The 17068-nt window shown below is 73.9% G+C and carries 18 protein-coding genes; 10 read left to right on the top strand and 8 right to left on the bottom strand.

Going from position 1 to position 17068, the window contains the following annotated elements; genetic code table 11:
* The first annotated feature begins 3 nt into the window (after nucleotides 1-3).
* On the top strand, nucleotides 4-1404 hold the full coding sequence (sthA, locus tag ACZ5UI_RS06630; RefSeq protein ID WP_464195481.1) for a Si-specific NAD(P)(+) transhydrogenase: 1401 nt from the start codon (nucleotides 4-6) through the stop codon (nucleotides 1402-1404).
* Here sthA and ACZ5UI_RS06625 read toward each other — a convergent pair.
* Nucleotides 1401-2195 (bottom strand): phosphotransferase, encoded by a 795-nt coding sequence (locus ACZ5UI_RS06625; RefSeq protein ID WP_464195479.1) that lies wholly within the window; start codon nucleotides 2193-2195, stop codon nucleotides 1401-1403. The two genes, sthA and ACZ5UI_RS06625, sit on opposite strands and share 4 nt — an antisense overlap.
* Before the next feature lie 19 nt (nucleotides 2196-2214).
* On the opposite strand from ACZ5UI_RS06625, the gene ACZ5UI_RS06620 reads away from it, so the two are divergent.
* Nucleotides 2215-2712 carry a tetratricopeptide repeat protein gene (locus tag ACZ5UI_RS06620; RefSeq protein WP_464195477.1) on the top strand — a complete coding sequence of 166 codons (498 nt, stop codon included), beginning with the start codon at nucleotides 2215-2217 and terminating at the stop codon, nucleotides 2710-2712.
* Here ACZ5UI_RS06620 and ACZ5UI_RS06615 read toward each other — a convergent pair.
* Together ACZ5UI_RS06615 and ACZ5UI_RS06610 are read right to left on the bottom strand one after the other, a co-directional pair.
* Nucleotides 2676-4493 (bottom strand): hypothetical protein, encoded by a 1818-nt coding sequence (locus ACZ5UI_RS06615; protein ID WP_464195475.1) that lies wholly within the window; start codon nucleotides 4491-4493, stop codon nucleotides 2676-2678. The genes ACZ5UI_RS06620 and ACZ5UI_RS06615 overlap by 37 nt on opposite strands.
* On the bottom strand, nucleotides 4490-5890 hold the full coding sequence (locus ACZ5UI_RS06610) for an amidase (RefSeq protein WP_464197770.1): 1401 nt from the start codon (nucleotides 5888-5890) through the stop codon (nucleotides 4490-4492). Before ACZ5UI_RS06610 ends, ACZ5UI_RS06615 begins: the two co-directional genes overlap by 4 nt.
* A 59-nt stretch (nucleotides 5891-5949) precedes the next feature.
* Here ACZ5UI_RS06610 and ACZ5UI_RS06605 point away from each other — a divergent pair, with 59 nt between their 5' ends.
* The 6 genes from ACZ5UI_RS06605 (at nucleotide 5950) to ACZ5UI_RS06580 (ending at nucleotide 10610) form a co-directional block, all read left to right on the top strand.
* Nucleotides 5950-6765: a carbohydrate kinase family protein gene (locus ACZ5UI_RS06605; protein ID WP_464195473.1), complete on the top strand. Its 816-nt coding sequence runs from the start codon at nucleotides 5950-5952 to the stop codon at nucleotides 6763-6765.
* Entirely contained in the window at nucleotides 6762-7667 is a 906-nt protein-coding gene (locus ACZ5UI_RS06600; RefSeq protein ID WP_464195471.1) for a pseudouridine-5'-phosphate glycosidase, read from the top strand. The genes ACZ5UI_RS06605 and ACZ5UI_RS06600 overlap by 4 nt, the downstream gene beginning before the upstream one ends.
* Nucleotides 7668-7703: 36 nt before the next feature.
* The gene (dinB, locus tag ACZ5UI_RS06595) at nucleotides 7704-8915 is read left to right on the top strand and encodes a DNA polymerase IV (protein ID WP_464195469.1); all 1212 of its coding nucleotides are present in this window, start codon (nucleotides 7704-7706) and stop codon (nucleotides 8913-8915) included.
* Between the two features lie 84 nt (nucleotides 8916-8999).
* Nucleotides 9000-9605 (top strand): sulfite oxidase-like oxidoreductase, encoded by a 606-nt coding sequence (locus ACZ5UI_RS06590; protein ID WP_464195467.1) that lies wholly within the window; start codon nucleotides 9000-9002, stop codon nucleotides 9603-9605.
* Nucleotides 9593-10342: a ferredoxin reductase gene (locus ACZ5UI_RS06585; protein ID WP_464195465.1), complete on the top strand. Its 750-nt coding sequence runs from the start codon at nucleotides 9593-9595 to the stop codon at nucleotides 10340-10342. The genes ACZ5UI_RS06590 and ACZ5UI_RS06585 overlap by 13 nt, the downstream gene beginning before the upstream one ends.
* Nucleotides 10343-10346: 4 nt before the next feature.
* Nucleotides 10347-10610, top strand: coding sequence for a DUF6510 family protein (locus ACZ5UI_RS06580; RefSeq protein WP_464195463.1), 264 nt, complete (start codon nucleotides 10347-10349; stop codon nucleotides 10608-10610).
* On the opposite strand, the gene ACZ5UI_RS06575 is transcribed toward ACZ5UI_RS06580, so the two are convergent.
* On the bottom strand, nucleotides 10607-11197 hold the full coding sequence (locus tag ACZ5UI_RS06575; protein ID WP_464195461.1) for a TetR/AcrR family transcriptional regulator: 591 nt from the start codon (nucleotides 11195-11197) through the stop codon (nucleotides 10607-10609). The two genes, ACZ5UI_RS06580 and ACZ5UI_RS06575, sit on opposite strands and share 4 nt — an antisense overlap.
* 26 nt (nucleotides 11198-11223) lie before the next feature.
* On the bottom strand, nucleotides 11224-12627 hold the full coding sequence (locus tag ACZ5UI_RS06570) for an MFS transporter (protein WP_464195459.1): 1404 nt from the start codon (nucleotides 12625-12627) through the stop codon (nucleotides 11224-11226).
* A 93-nt stretch (nucleotides 12628-12720) separates the two neighbouring features.
* Here ACZ5UI_RS06570 and ACZ5UI_RS06565 point away from each other — a divergent pair, with 93 nt between their 5' ends.
* Complete coding sequence (locus ACZ5UI_RS06565) at nucleotides 12721-13035, top strand: hypothetical protein (protein ID WP_464195457.1); 315 nt, start codon at nucleotides 12721-12723, stop codon at nucleotides 13033-13035.
* On the opposite strand, the gene ACZ5UI_RS06560 is transcribed toward ACZ5UI_RS06565, so the two are convergent.
* A complete protein-coding gene (locus tag ACZ5UI_RS06560) occupies nucleotides 13010-13888 on the bottom strand; it encodes an alpha/beta fold hydrolase (RefSeq protein ID WP_464195455.1) in 879 nt (292 codons plus the stop codon). The two genes, ACZ5UI_RS06565 and ACZ5UI_RS06560, sit on opposite strands and share 26 nt — an antisense overlap.
* A 57-nt stretch (nucleotides 13889-13945) precedes the next feature.
* Between ACZ5UI_RS06560 and ACZ5UI_RS06555 the strand changes: the two genes are divergently transcribed.
* Entirely contained in the window at nucleotides 13946-14551 is a 606-nt protein-coding gene (locus ACZ5UI_RS06555) for a TetR/AcrR family transcriptional regulator (protein ID WP_464195453.1), read from the top strand.
* On the opposite strand, the gene ftsH is transcribed toward ACZ5UI_RS06555, so the two are convergent.
* Both ftsH and ACZ5UI_RS06545 read right to left on the bottom strand, forming a co-directional pair.
* Nucleotides 14548-16617, bottom strand: coding sequence for an ATP-dependent zinc metalloprotease FtsH (gene ftsH / locus ACZ5UI_RS06550; RefSeq protein WP_464195451.1), 2070 nt, complete (start codon nucleotides 16615-16617; stop codon nucleotides 14548-14550). The genes ACZ5UI_RS06555 and ftsH overlap by 4 nt on opposite strands.
* Nucleotides 16618-16649: 32 nt before the next feature.
* Nucleotides 16650-17024 (bottom strand): YybH family protein, encoded by a 375-nt coding sequence (locus ACZ5UI_RS06545; RefSeq protein ID WP_464195449.1) that lies wholly within the window; start codon nucleotides 17022-17024, stop codon nucleotides 16650-16652.
* Nucleotides 17025-17068: the final 44 nt, after the last annotated feature.

Below are 17068 nucleotides of genomic sequence, written 5' to 3'. Positions count from 1 at the left end.
CGCATGGACCTCGATCTCCTCGTCATCGGCTCGGGTCCGGGCGGCCAGCGCGCCGCGATCCAGGCGGCCAAGCTGGGCAAGCGCGTCGGCGTCGTAGAGCGCCGCGAGCGCGTCGGCGGCGTCTCGATCCACACGGGGACCGTCCCCTCCAAGACGCTGCGCCAGGCGATCCTCGAGGACGTCGCCGGACGCGGAGCCGACGTGCCCGACCCGCTGCACCCCGACCGCCACGAGGCGGCCGCGGCGCAGTACCTGCGCGACCGCACCAACCGGGTGGTGGCCGACGAGACCGCCGTGGTGCGCGAGCAGTTCCGGCGCAACGGCGTCGGACTGCTCGTCGGCAGCGCCTCGTTCGAGGACCCCCACACGATCCGCATCCACGACCCGACGACCGACATCGCCGACGCGACGGTCAGCGCCGACCACGTCGTGATCGCCGTGGGCACCCGCCCGGCCCGTCCGGCCGGCGTCGACTTCGACGAGGCGCGCGTGATCGACTCCGACGGGATCCTCCTGCTCGAGGATCACATGCCGCGGACGATGACCGTCGTCGGCGCCGGCGTGATCGGCGTGGAGTACGCGTCGATGTTCGCCGCGATGGGCACGCGGGTGACGCTGGTCGACGCCCGCGACCGGCTGCTGCCCTACGTCGACCGCGAGATCACCGTCGCGCTGCAGTACCTGCTGCGCAAGCGCAACGTGACGTTCCGCTTCGGCGAGGAGGTCACGTCCGTCGAGCGCGAGGACGATCGCGTGATCACCTACCTGCGCTCGGGCAAGCAGATCGCCTCGCATACGCTGCTCTACGCGACGGGGCGCCAGGGCGCGACCGACGGCCTGGCGCTCGAGCAGGCGGGTCTGGACGCCGACAAGCGCGGGCGGATCGGCGTCGACCACGAGTACCGCACCGCGGTTCCCCACATCTTCGCCGTCGGGGACGTGGCCGGGCCGCCGGGGCTGGCCGCCACGAGCATGGAGCAGGGTCGGATCGCCGCGCTGACCGCGTTCGGCGAGCCGGTGACCCAGCTGCCCGAGCTCGTGCCCATCGGCATCTACGCGATCCCGGAGATCTCCTACGTCGGGCGCACCGAGGAGGAGCTGACCGAGGCGGCGATCCCCTACGTCGTGGGCATCGCCTGGTTTCGCGAGCTGGCCAAGGCGCTGATGATGCGCGAGGAGGACGGGCTGCTGAAGATCCTCGTCTCGCCCGACGATCGCAGCCTGCTCGGCGTGCACGTCATCGGCGCGCAGGCCACGGACCTCGTCCACATCGGCCAGGCGCTGATGGATCGCGAAGGCGCGTTGGACTTCCTCGTCTCCGCCGTCTTCAACTACCCGACGCTGGCCGAGGCCTACAAGGTGGCGGGGCTGGACGCGATGAACCGCATGCGCGATCTGCGCTAGAGCGGGCGGTCCCAGGGTTCTCCGAGCAGGCCGGTGAGCGCTTCCAGCGGCGCGCTGGCGAACCGCTCCCGCAGCGGGTCGCCGGGCGGCGCGGCCCGCAGCGCCCGCTCCCAGGTGTGCGCGCGGGCGATCTTCGCCAGCGGCATGAGCAGGCAGGCGAACGGGTGCGCGATCACCGCGTCGCCCCAGTCGTAGAAGCGCCGGCCGCCGTCGAGCATGTTCCACGGGTGCAGGTCGTTGTGGTCGAGCGTGGCCAGGCCGGGCGCCTGGGCCAGCGTCGCGCACCAGTCGACCACCTGCGGTCGGATGTCGCTCAAGGCGGGCGGCGGGTCGGAGAACGCGGCCAGCGCCTCGTCGAACCGCGCGACGAGCGTGCCCGGGCGCATGTCGGCCACGTCGGCGGCCAGCAGCACGTCGACGCGTCCGGCGACCTGCCGCTGCAGCTCGCCGTAGGCGGCCAGCGCGCCGGCCATCGCCTCCACCAGCGCGTCGCCCTCGGCCTCCTGCCCCAGCGGCGGGCCGCCGTCGGGCAGCAGCATCCACCCGCGCTGCGGCGCCAGCGCGACGGGCGCCAGGACGTGCGCGGGCGCCGCCGCGGCCAGCTCGGCGTAGATCGCCGCCTCGAACGCGGTCGCCGGCGCCGCCGCCTTCAGCCAGAGCGGGCCGCCGCTGGTGGGCACGCGCACGACGCTGCCCCACGGGCGTTCGCGGCGCTCGTCCAGCGCGCCGGTCACCTGCCGGCCCGCCGCCGCGAGCTCGGCCCGCATCCACCGCTCGGCCGCCGCATCCATCGCTGCGATCCTATGTCCGATGGACGAGCACGACTGGGAGGCGCGCGTGGCCGCGCTGTGGACGGCCCTGGACGACTACGAGCCCGACGCGTTCGTGGCCGCGGTCACCGCGCTGGCCGACGAGCTGCCCGAGGACGACGCGCGCGCGCTGTTCGAGCGGGCCTGCGCGAACGACTCGACCGGCCATGAGGCCGAGGCCGAGCGCCTGTACCGGGCGGCGATGGCCGCGGGGCTGACCGGGATCCGCCGCCGACGCGCGGCGATCCAGTACGCCAGCACGCTGCGCAACCTGGGCCGCGCGCCGGAGAGCGTCGAGATCCTGACCACCGAGCGGGTCGCCGCGTCCGACGAGCTCGACGATGCGGTCATCGCGGTCCTGGCCCTGGCGCTGGCCGATCTCGGCCGCGAGCGCGAGGCGGCGGCGCTGGCCATCGAGGCCCTGGCCGCCCACCTGCCCCGCTATCAGCGCTCGATGCGCAACTACGCGAGGGCCTTGGCCACGCAGGGGATGTCGTAGACCTCGTTGGGGCCCTCGACGTAGGTCCGGCAGCGCTTGGGCAGCTTCAGCGAGGCCGGCGTGTGCCCGTCGGCCAGCAGGTGGTTGACGTACTGCCCGTAGGGCTTCTGCCAGCGCCGCCAGCGCGGGATGTCGTGGTTCTTCTGGCGCTGGATCGAGCCCCGGCGGATCCACAGGTCGGTCGCTCCGTAGTCCTTGTTCAGCGCCACGATCGCCTGCGGGTCGGCCCCGTAGATGGCGTCCAGCGTGCGGAACATGCGCTGGCGCCCCTGCAGGAAGTAGTCGCGCTCGTAGGCCGGCGCCAGCTGGGTGGAGATCACCACGGCCCGCTTGGTCGTCGCGGGCAGGCACTTCATGTCGATCGGGTCGCCGGCGATGATCGCGTCCTTGGGCAGCTTGGACAGGTACTGCACCGTGGCACCGGTCGGGCAATCGGTGCCCCGCTCGTAGCGGACCGGGACGAACACGATCAGGCCGGTGAGGATCACGCCGGTCAGGCCCGCGGCCAGCGCGGCGCGACCCGTCGCCGGCGTGGAGCGCAGGATCAGGACCGCGGCGCCGGCGACGACTACCGTGCCCGCCGCGACCAGCAGCGTCGTCGTGGAGGTGAGGTTCTCCCACGGCTCGTCCGGCCCGAGCGGGAACACCCAGATCGCCACGGCGGTGACGACCGTGGGCGCGCACAGCAGCGCGAACGCGCCCCAGCCGGCGTGGCGCTTGGCCCACACGGCGTCCCAGGTCGGCTTCAGCGCGACCCCGACGGCGATCGCCGCGAAGGAGACGATCGGGTACGTGTAGCGGTGCGGCAGGTAGAGCTTGAACAGCACGAGCTGCGCCGCGGTGAAGGCGATCAGCGAGACGACCAGCATCGTCCACACCGGCCAGCGCAGCATCCGCGCGTTGGCCGGGCGGAAGATGAGCAGGGCCGCGGCGGCCAGCACGAGGATCGAGCCCGCACCGCGCAGGTCGAACCCGCTGCGGTTCTGGCGCAGGTAGTCGATCACGTTGGGCTCGAAGAAGTGCAGGGTCCCGTAGCGCTGGAACTCCGGGAAGTGGCGCGCGGCGTCGGCGCTCAGCTCGGCGGGCGCGCCGCCGCGGATCGCCTCGGGCACCAGCACGGCGAGCAGCGCGAGCACGCCGGCCAGCACCGCGAAGATCAGGCCACGGCGGTCGAGGTGCGGCCGGCGGCCCTCCCAGCGGATCGCGCAGAACACCACGATCCCGACGGCCAGCAGCCCGGCCGGTGGGTAGAACAGCGCGCCGCCGGCGGCCACCAGCGCCGCGGGCAGCGGCCGGCGCTTGAGCAGCAGCAGGACGGTCAGCAGCACCACCGGCTGCACGAACGCGCGCGGGAACCCGCCGTAGAAGCGATGGATGTCGATCAGCGCCAGGAACAGCGCGCCGCCGATCCAGCCCGCCGGGCGCCAGTCGCTGTGCTCGCGGACGATCAGGAAGACCAGCCAGGCGCTGACCGCCATCAGCCCGACGCCGATCCACTCGCCGAAGCTGATCGGGTTGACGACCTGCGTGGCCAGCCAGAACAGGCCCTGGTAGCCGTCCGGATAGCGCGCCGACTCGCGCAGCGCGTGGGTCAGCGGGTCGTTGAACAACCCGCTGTCGCGCCAGTGCCACATCCAGTACTGATGGACGAACGCGTCGTCGGAGTAGACGTTGGCCGCCAGCAGCCGCCAGCTGATGACGACCGTGGCCACGAGCCCCGCGACGAAGGCCAGCGCGCTCTCCAGGTCGCGCCAGCTCCGCGGGGTCGGCGACTCGGTCATGTCGGCTCCGGTGGCCGGAGCTGCGACCAGGGCAGCGCCTGCTCCAGCTGCGCGGCGACGCGCAGCAGCACGACCTCGTCGGGCGCCATCAGCTGCACGCCGACGGGCAGCCCGTCGACCTCGCCCAGCGGCAGCGAGATCGCCGCCCACCCGGTCACGTTGGCCAGCGCGGTCCAGCCCGTGGCGGCGAACTCGACGTCGAAGAACGCGTCGACCGTGCCCCGCGACGCCGACAGCTCGCCGGGCATCGGCACCGGCCCGTTGAGCGTCGGCGCCAGCAGGACGTCGCCGCCCGTCGTGAACGCCTCGGCCGCGCGGCGCGTCTGCGCGTGCAGCACGTCGACCGCGTCCGCGTGGTCGGCGCCGGTCAGCCGTTGGCCTTCGCGCAGCATGTCCCAGGTCACGGGGTCGAGCTCGTCCTCCCGCGGCGCGCGCCCCAGGTGCTCGCGGACGAACGCGTAGCTGCGCGCGTTGTCGACGGCGTGCACGACCGACACGGCGCGGCGGACCGCCGCTGCGTCGAAGCGCGGCGCGTCGTCGACCAACGCGTGACCCAGGCCTTCCAGCGTCTGGGCCGCGGCGTCGGCGACGGCCTGGATCCGCGGATCGACCTGACCGGGAAACGGGGGCCCGGGCGCGACGAGGACGCGCAGCCGGCCAGGGTCCGCGCCGACCTCCTGGGCGAACGGCCGGACCGGCGCGGGCGCCCCGTACGGATCGCCGGGCGCGTTGGCGGCCAGCACGTCCAGCAGCACGGCGGTGTCGCCCACGGTGCGGGTGAGCACGTGCTTGTTGACCAGCCCGTCGAGCACGTGCCCCGCCTCGGGCGCGAACGATCCGCGACCGCGGCGCGGCTTCAGGCCGACCAGGCCGCAGCACGATGCGGGCATGCGGATCGACCCCGTCCCGTCGCCCCCGGACGCCGCCGCGACGACGCCGGCCGCCACGGCCGCCGCCGACCCGCCGCTGGATCCGCCGGGCGAGCGCTCCGGGGCCCACGGGTTGCGCGTGCGCCCGAACAGCGCCGGCTCGGTCGCGCAGTGGTTGCCGAACTCCGGCGTGTTCGTGCGCTCCACGACGATCAGTCCGGCGTCGCGATAGCGCTGCACCGTCCAGGCGTCCGCGGTCGGAACGTGGTCGGCCAGCGCGACGCAGCCCATCCGCTCGGGCGTGCCCGCCTGCGGCTCGCCCAGGTCCTTGAGCAGAAAGGGCACACCGGCCAGCGGTCCCGACAGCGGGCCCCGGGCGCGCTCGCGCGCGGCCTCGAACTGGTCGTCGACGATCGCGTTGAGCGGGCGCGTGGCCTCGATCCGCTCGATCGCGGCATCGACGAGCTCCAGCGCCGTCACCTGCCGGTCGCGCACCAACGCCGCCTGCTCGGCGGCCGACCGCCACATGAGCTCGTTCACCGCCGCTGAATCTAGTGGTCGCGGGGTGCGCCGCTAGCTTCTTCGCGGTGATCGTGTGCACCCTCGGCGACCTCGTGCTCGACGTGATCGTGCGCCTGGAGCAGCCGCTGGAAGCGGGCGACGACGTGCCCGCGCGGACCGAGCTGCGGGCCGGTGGCCAGGCCGCCAACGTGGCCGCGTGGGTCGCCGCGCTGGGTGGTCGCGCGCGCTGGGTCGGGCGTCGCGGCGGCGACGGCACGGCCGCCCTGGCCGAGACCCAGCTGGCTGCCCGCGGCGTCGAGATGCTCGGCCCCCGGGCCGGGCGCAGCGGCGTCGTCGTGTCGATCGTCGGCCCCGACCACGACCGTTCGATGGCCTCCGACCGCGGGGCGGGCGCCCAGCTCGACGTCGACGACCTGCGCGAGCCGTGGTTTCGCGGCTGCGGGTGGCTGCACGTCTCGGGCTACGCGCTGTCGCGACCGGGCGGCGCGGCGGCCGCGGCGGCCGCGGCCGCGATCGCGCGCCGCGGCGGGGCGCAGGTCAGCGTCGACGCGGCCTCGGCCACGCTGATCGGCGCCACCGGCGGCGACCTGTTCCGCGAGCGCGTGGGCGCGCTGCACCCCGATGTGGTGTTCGCCACGGTGGCCGAGCTGACCGCGCTGGGCGGGCCGTGGCGCGGCGCGACGACGGTCGTCAAGCGCGGCGCCGGCGGCTGCACGATCGTCTCGGGCGAGCATCGCGAGGAGCTGCCCGCCGTGCCCGCCGACGCGGTCGATGCGACCGGCGCCGGCGACGCCTTCGCCGCCGGGTTCCTGCTCGGCGGCCCGGCGCTGGCCCTCCAGGCCGGCGCCCGCTGTGTCTCGATCGTGGGAGCGATGCCGTGAGCGATGTCCTGGTCCTGTCCGACGAGGTGACCGCGGCGCTGGCCGACGGCCGGCCGATCGTCGCCCTGGAGACGACGCTCGTCTCGCACGGCTTCCCGCATCCCGAGGGGGCCGACGTGGCCCGCACGTCCGAGGCCAACGTGCGCGCCGAGGGCGCGGTGCCGGCCACCATCGGCGTGGTCGACGGCGTGATCCGCGTGGGCCTGGGCGACGAGGAGCTGGAGCGCTTCAGCGTCGCCGGTGCCCAGGCGCGCAAGCTCGGCCCGCGCGACATCGCCGCGTGCGTGGCTCAGGGCGCGCTCGGCGCGACCACCGTCGGGTCGACGCTGGCCATCGCGGCGCTGGCCGGGATCCGCTTCATGGCCACCGGCGGCCTGGGCGGCGTGCATCGCGGCTACGCCTTCCAGCCCGACATCTCCGCCGACCTGGCCGAGCTGACGCGCGCGCCGGTGCTGATCGTCTCCAGCGGCGTGAAGTCGCTGCTCGACGTGCCCGCGACGGCGGAGGTGCTCGAGTCGCTGTCGATCCCGGTCCTGGGCTGGCGCACCGACACGCTGCCGCTGTTCTACGTGGCCGACGGCGGCCCGCCGGTGGCCACGCGCGTGGAGACCGTCGACGAGGCCGCGGCCATCGCCCGCCACCACTGGGGCACGCTGCACCGCGGCAGCGCGCTGATCCTCGGCCGCCCGCCCGTGCAGTCGCTGGACGACATCGAGTCGCTGATCGACGAGGCGCTGGCCGCCGCGGCCCGCGACCAGGTCAGCGGGCAGGGCGTCACGCCGTACGTGCTCGGCTACCTGCACGACAACAGCGACGGGCGCACGGCGGCGGCCAACAAGGAGCTGATCGTCGACAACGCGACGCTGGCCGCGCAGGTGGCCGTGGCCTACGCGTCCGCGTAGGCGCCGGTTGCGGACATCCGGCGCCGATGCGAACATGTGTTCGTGTCGTCTGCCTCCATCCTCCACGCCGATCTGGACGCGTTCTTCGCGTCGGTGGAGCAGCGCGACGATGTGCGGCTGCGCGGGAAGCCGGTGATCGTCGGCGGGGGCGTCGTCCTGGCCGCCTCCTACGAGGCGCGCGCGTGCGGCGTGCGTTCGGCCATGGGCGGCGGGACGGCGCGGCGGCTGTGTCCCGGGGCGATCGTCGTGCGCCCCCGGTTCAGCGCGTACGTCGAGGCGTCCAAGGCGGTGTTCGCGATCCTGGACGAGGCGGCGCCGGCCGTCGAGCAGCTGTCGATCGACGAGGCGTTCCTGGACGTCAGCGGGCTGGAGCGCATCTGCGGCACGCCGGTGGAGATCGCCGCACGGCTGCGGCGCGACGTGCGCGAGCAGGTCGGGCTGCCGATCAGCATCGGCGTCGCGTCCAGCAAGCACCTGGCCAAGATCGCCAGCGCCTCGGCCAAACCCGACGGGCTGCTGGTGGTGGAGGCCGGCGGCGAGCTGGAGTTCCTGCATCCGCTCCCGGTGGAGCGGATGTGGGGCGTCGGGCCGGCCACGCAGCAGCGACTCAACGAGGCCGGGATCCGCACGGTCGCGCAGCTGGCCCGCCACAGCGAGCGCGCGCTGGCCGACGTGGTCGGCCGGGCGGTCGGGCGGCAGCTGCACGCGCTGGCGCACAACCGCGACCCGCGACCGGTCCGGCGCGGCCGCGGCCGGCGGTCGATCGGCTCGCAGCGCGCGCTCGGTCGCGGCGCGCGGACCTGGGCCGAGCTGGACGCCGTGGTCATCGGCCTGGTCGACCGCGTCACACGCCGGATGCGCGCGGCGGGCCGGGTGGGTCGCACGGTCGTCCTGCGGTTGCGCTTCGGCGACTACACCCGCGTCACGCGCTCGCGCACGATGGGCCGCCCGACGGCGTCCGCGCGGCCGATCCTGGCCACGTTGCGGCGGCTGATGAGCGGCGCGCGACCAGCGATCGAGCAGCGCGGGATCACGCTGCTCGGCATCACGCTGACCAACCTGGAGCACGTCACGGGCGGCGTCCAGCTCGAGCTGCCCGTCGACGGCGCCGACCGCATCGAGCTGGAGGCCGCGATGGACGCGGTGCGCGACACGTTCGGCACGGCCTCTCTGACGCGGGCGACGCTCCTGGATGCCGGCGAGGAGATGGCCGCGTGGCTGGAGCCCAACGACCCGGAGCGCGGATGACGGGCCAGGCGAGATGTCGACTCGGTCGCTCGGCCGCTCGGCGGGGTGGAACTCGCTCCCCTGTTGGCGTAGCTTGGCTTCCCCATGCCGCCCGTCACCCGAGGCTTCCACGGTCGCCGCCAAGGCGCCGAGCAGGCCGCCCGCATCCCTCCTGGCCAGTACCTCACGACCGACTTCCCGGTCCTGTCGGCCGGGCCGACGCCGCACACGCCGCTGAACCAGTGGACGTTCACCATCGACGGCGCGGTCGGGCAGTCGCGATCCTGGACGTGGGACGAGCTGCAGGCCTTGCCGCAGGAGACGTTCACCGTCGACATCCACTGCGTGACACGGTGGTCCAAGCTCGACACGACCTGGACCGGCGTGGCCCTCGACACCCTGCTGGCCGACGTGCAGAGCGATGCCCAGTACGTCTCGGCCTGGTGCGACGGCGGCTACACCACGAACGTGCCGCTGGCCGATCTGCGCGACGGCAAGGCCTGGGTCGCCCACACCTTCGGGGGCGAGCCGCTGGCGCCGGAGCACGGCGGCCCGGCCCGCCTGCTCGTGCCGCACCTGTACTTCTGGAAGTCGGCCAAGTGGGTCCGCGGCATCTCGCTGACCGTCGACAACCAGCCCGGGTTCTGGGAGGGCTACGGCTACAACAACTACGGAGACCCGTGGCGCGAGCAACGCTATTGGAGCGACTGACCGGTCGCGGGCCGAGCGCCTGGCGGACGGCCACCGTCCGCGAGGTCGTCACCGAGACCAGCCACGCCCGCACGCTCGTGCTCGACGTCCCCGGCTGGCCCGGCCAGCGCGCGGGCCAGCACCTGGACGTGCGCCTGACCGCCGAGGACGGCTATCAGGCCTCGCGCTCGTACTCGATTGGCTCCGCCCCGGAGCTCGACGCGCTGGAGATCACCGTCGAGGAGGTCCCCGACGGCGAGATCTCGCCGTGGTTCGTCGACGACGCCCAGCCGGGCGACCAGTTCGAGGTGCGCGGCCCGATCGGCGGTCACTTCACCTGGTCGGTCGACGAGCGCGGACCGCTGCTCCTCGTCGCCGGCGGCTCGGGGCTGGTGCCGCTGATGGCCATGCTGCGCCACCGGGCCGCGCGCGCCTCGACCGTCGAGGCGCGCCTGCTCGTCTCGGCCCGCAGCGCCGACGACCTGCTGTTCGCCGACGAGCTGCCGACGCTGCAACCCGCCCAGGGGCTGGTGGTCGACGTCACCTACACGCGCACGCCGCCGGACGGGTGGGACGGGTTCACCGGCCGTGTCGACGCCGCGATGCTGGCCCGCGTCGCGCCGCCACCGGCGGCGATGCCGCGCTGCTTCGTCTGCGGGCCCACGCCGTTCGTCGAGCACGTCACCGAGTTGCTCGTCGCCGCCGGCTATCCGGCCGGCGACATCCATGCCGAGCGCTTCGGCCCGACCGGAGGATGACCGTATGAGCGAGGAACGCCACATCGACGGAAACGGCGTGGGCGGGCTGCTCGCCGAGATCCTGGGCGTCGATCCGACCACCGTGCGCCGACGCTGCTCCAGCTGCGGCGACGTGCGCGCGCTGGCCGAGCACCGCGCCTATCAGGGCGCCGCGATGGTCCTGCGCTGCCCGAGCTGCGAGGACGTCGGCGTGCGCATCGGCATCACCGGCAGCGAGATCGCCGTCGACTGGCGCGGCACGTTCTTCGTGCAGCGCGCGGTGGTCTAGGCGCTGCGGGCGGACAGCGCGTCGCGCACGGTCAGCGCCAGCGCGGCGCCCGCCGCGTCGGCGTCGATCCGTCCCGCGCGCACGTCGTCGACCGCGGTGTGGATCAGCGCGTAGAACACCGACGCCGCCCAGGCGGCGGGAACGTCGGCGCGGATGCTGCCGTCGCTGCGGCCGCGCTGCACCACGCGATCCACGAGATCGAGGACCTCGCGGTGGGCGTCGCGCCGGGCCTCGGCACTGAGCAGGGAGCCCGAGGCACGCGCCACGCCGTGCAGCTCCCCCAGGGCCTGCCAGCCGACGTCGACCATGCGACCCAGCGCGTCCAGGCCGTCGACGCCGTCCAGGTCCACGGTGGCGAACGCCGCGGCCACGCGGCCGACGGACCGACGGACGACGACGTCCAGGAGCGCCTCGGCGTTGGCGAAGTGGGCGTAGACGGTCACGCGCGACAGCCCGGACGCCCCGGCCACGGCGGCGATCGTCAGGGCATCGCCACGGCCCAGGAGCGCCTCGGCGGCATCGAGGATCGCCTCGACGTTGCGCTCGGCGGTGGCGCGCCGGTGGTCGGCGGTGGCGGGCTCGGCCATGCCCGCCACCGTAGTGCCCGTCCCGGTCAATGCATGGCCATGCGCGCCCCGGCGGGCGGGTGCACGGCGGGCACCAGCGTGGCCGCGACGGCGACCATCGCGACCGCCAGCCCGACGACGACGGCGTAGCCGGAGCGGTAGCCTCCGGCCAGGGCGACGAGGTCGCCCGGCGCCACGCCGGCGGTGGCCACCGTCGAGAGGACGGCGACGCCGATCGCGGCGCCGACCTCGTGGCCGGTGGTCAGCAGGCCCGACGCCCCGCCGGCCTCGTCGTGGGCGACGTCGGCCATCGCCCCGACGGAGACGCCGACGAAGGTCAGCCCGGCGCCCAGGCCGAGCAGCAGGTAGGCGGGCAGCAGATCGGTCAGGTACGTGCCGTGGTCGGGGACGAAGGCCAGCACGAGCGCGCCGGCGGCCATCACGGCCAGGCCGGCGATCAGCACCGCCCGCGAGCCGAAGTGACCGATCAGGCGCGCGCCGGCGTGGGCGGCGGCGAGGATCGCCAGGGCCAGCGGCAGGAAGGCCAGGCCGGTCTCCAGCGGGTCGTAGCCGAGCACCGCCTGCAGATACAGCGTGTTCAGGAAGAACGAGCCGACGACGACCGCGGTCGCGCCCAGCGTCACGCCGGCGCCCGAGACGAGCGACCGGCGCCGCCACAGCGCCAGCGGCACCAGCGGGTGGGCCGACGCGCGTTCGGACAGCGCGAAGCCGCCGAGCAGCAACGCGCCGACGGCCAGGCCGCCCATCGTCTGCGGCGAGCCCCAACCCTCGGCGTCCGCGCGCGACACCGCGTACAGCGCCACCACCAGGCCGGCGACCAGCGTGAGCCCACCGCGTGCGTCGAGCCGGCGCAGTGCGGCGCGCCGGTCACGCACCGGGTCGGGCGGGATCCGCTTCAGCGCACCGACGAGCACGGCCGCACCGAGCGGCACGTTGACCAGGAAGATCGCCTCCCATCCGAGCAGCTGGGTCAGCAGGCCGCCGACGAGCATGCCCAGCGCGGCACCGGCGCTGGCGATCGCGCCCCAGGCGGCGAGCGCCCGGGTGCGCTGCTCGCCGGTGTAGGTCGTGGTCAGGATCGACATGGCCGACGGCAGCAGCAACGCGGCGCCGGCGCCCTGGACCGCGCGGGACGCGATCAGCGTCCCGGGCGACCCGGCCAGCCCGCTGGCCAGCGACGCGAGCGTGAACAGCACCAGGCCGGCCACGAAGACCGGCCGCCGGCCGAGCAGGTCGGCGCAGCGACCGCCGAGCAGCATCAGCCCGCCGGTGAGCAGGACATACGGCGTGATCACCCACTGCAGGTCACCAACCGCGAATCCGAGGTCGGCGCCGATCGACGGCAGCGCGACGTTGGCGACGGTCACATCGAGGGTGACCATGAACTGGGCGCTGCAGACCAGCAGCAGGACGAGCCATGGGCGGCGCATCGCAAACCTCCGGGTTGACATTATTGTCAACCCGGACACTAGGCCAGCATTTACAGTGCTGTCAAGTCATTGCCGGATGGGTACCCACCCTCCATGGGTCCTCTCCGCGCAGCACTCCCCGTCGCGTTCGCCGTCGCCCTCGCCATACCGACCGCAGCCGACGCAGCGCGCGCCGCGCGCTGCGACGGCATCGGCACCACGATCACCAACCTGCGGGCCAAGGGCCTGCCCTGCGACGCCGCGCGGACCCTGTCGGCCAAGTGGATCGAGACGGCCGCCACGGGCGGCGGCCGCGTCACCCGGATCGACGAGTTCCGCTGCACCCGGCGCAGCGCCGGCGGCTCGGCGCGTGCCGTGCGCTGCACCGGCGCCGGAGCGGTCGTCAGCTTCCGCGCCCGCCTGCCGTAAGGGCCTCGGTGGCCCGGCGGTCGGCGCTGGCGACGATCGCGTCGGCCAGCGCCTGCGGCTCGTCCAGCGGCACGAACGTGCGGCCGCCCTCCAACTCGACGAGCGTCGCATCGGAGAACGCGTCGCGCAGTCGGCGGCCGGACTCGATCGTGAAGAACCGGTCACCCGTGCCCCAGACCAGCGAGACCGGCCCGGCGAACGCGCGCAGCCGGGTGGAGACGTCCAGCAGCTCCTCGGGATCGACCGCGTTGGCGAAGCGGGCGACGTCCTCGCGCACACCGGCGTCGGTCAGGCACGGCTCGACCCAGGCCCGCGTCTGCGCCGCATCCAGGTGGCGGGCGAGCATCCCGAACCCGGCCGGCGAGTGGCGGGCCGGGGTCGCCCGCATCGGCGTCATCAGCGGCTTGATCGCGCCCGGCTTGCGGAACGCCTTGAACAGGACGTCGAACGGCGAGGGCGGAAACTGGTCGAACGCGTCGCAGTTGGTCAGCACGAGGCGACCGACGCGCGCCGGATCGGTGTCGAGCAGGAACTGGCACAGCGCCCCGCCGGTGTCGTTGCCGACGAGCGTGACGTCGTGCAGGTCCAGCCCCTCCAGGAACGCGGCGATCTGGCGCGCGATGCCCCGCGGCGAGTTGTCGGTGCCCCGGATCAGCGGATGGCGGTGCGAGCCCAGCGGCCAGTCGGGCGCGTAGGAGCGCACGCCGGCGGCAGCCAGCGCGGCGGCGGTGCGGTCCCACAGCGAGCCATCGACCAGGAAGCCGTGGACGAAGACGACGGGCGGCACCGCGCTCTCCTCGGCCCCCGCGACGCGGTAGTGGACGGTGCCCTGCAGAAGATCGATCGTCGGCATGCTTGCTCCTGCCACTAGATTTACGTACAAGCTGCACGCAACATACGTACTGTCTGTATGGAAGTCAACCGCCCCCGCTCCCAGGCCGACCGCTCGGCCGCCACGCGCACCGCCCTGATCGGTGCCGCCCGCCCCCTGTTCGCGCAGGAGGGGTTCGCCGCGGTCGGAACCGAGACGATCGTGCGCGCGGCGGGGGTCACCCGCGGCGCGCTCTACCACCAGTTCGCCGACAAGACCGAGCTGTTCGCCGCGGTCGTCGAGGCGGTCGAGCAGGACGTGATGCGCCGCATCGTGGAGCAGCTCGGCAGCGACGGGCCCGCCGATCCGCTGGACGAGCTGGCCGCCGGCGCGTCGGCCTGGCTGGACGCCTGCAGCGAGCCCGAGGTGCAGCGGATCGTGCTCATCGACGCGCCCGCCGTCCTGGGCTGGGCCCGCTGGCGCGAGATCGGCGAGCGCTACAGCATCGGCGTGGTCGCGGCGGTGTTGACCGAGGCGATCCGCGTGCAGCGCGTTCCCGAGCAGCCCGTCCTGCCGCTGGCCCACATCATCGTCGGCGCGCTCGACGAGGCCGCGCTGTTCGTGGCCCGCGCCGCCGACCAGGACGAGGCCCGCGCGCACATGCAGGTGGTCCTGCGGCGCCTGATCGACGGCTTCGCCGCCTAGACGGGCCCCGCCTCCGTGTCGGCGGCGATCGGCGCGTCGGTCGTGGCCCGCGCCTCGCGGGCCGGGTCCATCGGCGGCACGGGCACACCGGCCGCCTCGTAGGCCTCGGGTCCGTCGAGCGTCTCGCGCTCGAGCAGCGTGTGGGTCAGGCGGTCCAGCCGCCCGCGCTCGCGCTCGAGCAGCAGCAGGACGTCGTGCTCGGCGCCGTCGATGATCCGCCGGACCTCCTGGTCGACGAGCTCCTGGGTCGCCTCCGACGTGCCGGACACGCCCGGCAGCAGCGGCCCGTCCTGGCGGCCGTCGGTCACCGCGACCGGACCGATCGCGTCGCTCATCCCCCACCGCCCGACCATGCCGCGGGCGATCTGCGTGAGGTTCTGGATGTCGGACTCCGCGCCGGTGGTGATCTCGTCGTAGATCAGCTTCTCCGCCGCGCGCCCGCCGAGCGACACCTTGATGCGGGCCAGCAGCTCGTCGCGGCCGTAGCCGTAGCGGTCGCTGTCGGGCGTGGACAGCGTCACGCCCAGCGCCTGGCCGCGCGGGATGATCGAGATCTTGCGCACCGGGTCGGCACCCGGGGTGAGCATCCCGACGAGCGCGTGCCCGGACTCGTGGTAGGCGGTGCGCTCGCGGTCGGCGTCGGTCATCACGATCTGCCGTTCGGCGCCCAGGATGATCTTCTCGATCGCGTCGCCGAAGTCGGCGGCGGTGACCGCCGGATGGCCGCGGCGGGCGGCGAACAGCGACGCCTCGTTGACCAGCAGCGCGATGTCGGCGCCGGTCATGCCCGGCGTGGACGCCGCGATGCGCGACAGCTCGACGTCGTCGGCCAGCGGCACCGCGCGGGTGTGGATCTTGAGGATCTCCACGCGGCCGTCGCGGTCGGGGGGCTGCACGGCGATGCGCCGGTCGAAGCGGCCCGGGCGCAGGAGGGCGGGATCGAGGATCTCCGGGCGGTTCGTCGCCGCCAGGACGATCACGGTCGTGCCCACCTCGAACCCGTCCATCTCGGTGAGGATCTGGTTGAGCGTCTGCTCGCGCTCGTCGTGGCCGCCGCTGATGCCGCCCACGTTGCCCGAGCGCGAGCGCCCGATGGCGTCGAGCTCGTCGATGAAGATGATCGCGGGCGCCGCCTCCTTGGCCTGCTTGAACAGGTCGCGCACCCGGGATGCGCCCACGCCGACGATCGCCTCGATGAACTCCGAGGCGGAGATCGAGAAGAACGCCGCGTCGGCCTCGCCGGCCACGGCGCGCGCGAGCAGCGTCTTGCCGGTGCCGGGCGGGCCGTAGAGCAGCACGCCGCGCGGTATCCGCGCGCCGAGACGCTCGTAGCGCTGTGGGTTCTTCAGCATGTCGACGATCTCGACGAGCTCGTTCTCGACCTCGTCGATGCCGGCCACGTCCTCGAAGGTCACGCGCTCCTGGTCGTTGCGCTCGACGCGTCGCGCGGTCGAGCGGCCGAAGCCGCCCAGCCCGCCGCCGCCCGCGGCCGCCCGCCGCGCGAACCACACGAACAGCGCGACCAGCAGGATCGTCGGACCGAACCCGAGCAGCAGCGTGCCCAGGATGTTGCGTCCGTCGTCGGGCGCCTCGGCGTTGACGACGACGTCGGCCTCCTGCAGCGTCGAGGTCAGCTCGTCGGTGGTGATGAAGGCGGGGACCTGCGTCTGGAACTTCGTGACCTTCTCGGCCTTGTCGGAGCCGCTGGGCGTGTAGTCGGCCTCCTGCTTGAGCTCGCCCTGGATCGTCTCGTCCTGCGAGGTGATCTCCTTGACGTTGCCGGCCGAGACCTGCTCGGTGAAGAACGGCTGGTAGGGCACCTGCGTGCGGTCCTTCGGCCCGCCGGTGACGAACGCGAGAACGAGGTTCAGGACCAGGAACCCGGCGATCAGCCCGAGCCACATCCCCCGGCGGTTCTGGGGAACCATCGGCGGCTTCTGGGCCGGCGGCGCGCCGCGCCCGGTCGACGACGGCTCGACCTTCCACTTGCGCCCCTGCTCCTCCCCACCGTTGGCGCCCCCGCGGTCAGGGGCCGGCGGAGGCGGAGCGGTGCGCTGGTCGGGCATGGGCTCAGACTACGCACCGCTCCGCGCGGGCCTCATCGGTCAGCTGACTGCGGATCGCTCTCCGGGCGGTCGATGATCCGCTTCCAGCTGCCGTCGGCCTGACGGCGCACGACCTGGGCGCGGCCGCCCGCCCCGTCCTTGGCGCGCGTCGAGGTCAGCGCCAGGTCGCCGTTGCGCACGGTCGGAAGCGGCTCCTCCTGGGGGAACTCGGGCCGGGCCGCGACCATCTGCTCGAACAGGGCGCGGATCGCGTCCTGGCCCGCGGTCTCGGTGCCCGGCGGGTAGGCCATCACGGCCGTCGGCTCGTACAGGGCGACGAGACCCTCGACGTCGGCGGCGTTGACGCGCTCGACGAACAGGCGCGTGATGTCCTCGGGCTGCTGTGCGACTTCTCGTGTGGTGGTCATGGACCGATGGTTCCCGGTTCGCAGCCAGAAGTCGCAGATCTATG

This window comes from Conexibacter sp. JCM 18997 (assembly GCF_055391915.1).
This window is presented reverse-complemented; position numbering and strand designations above follow the sequence as displayed.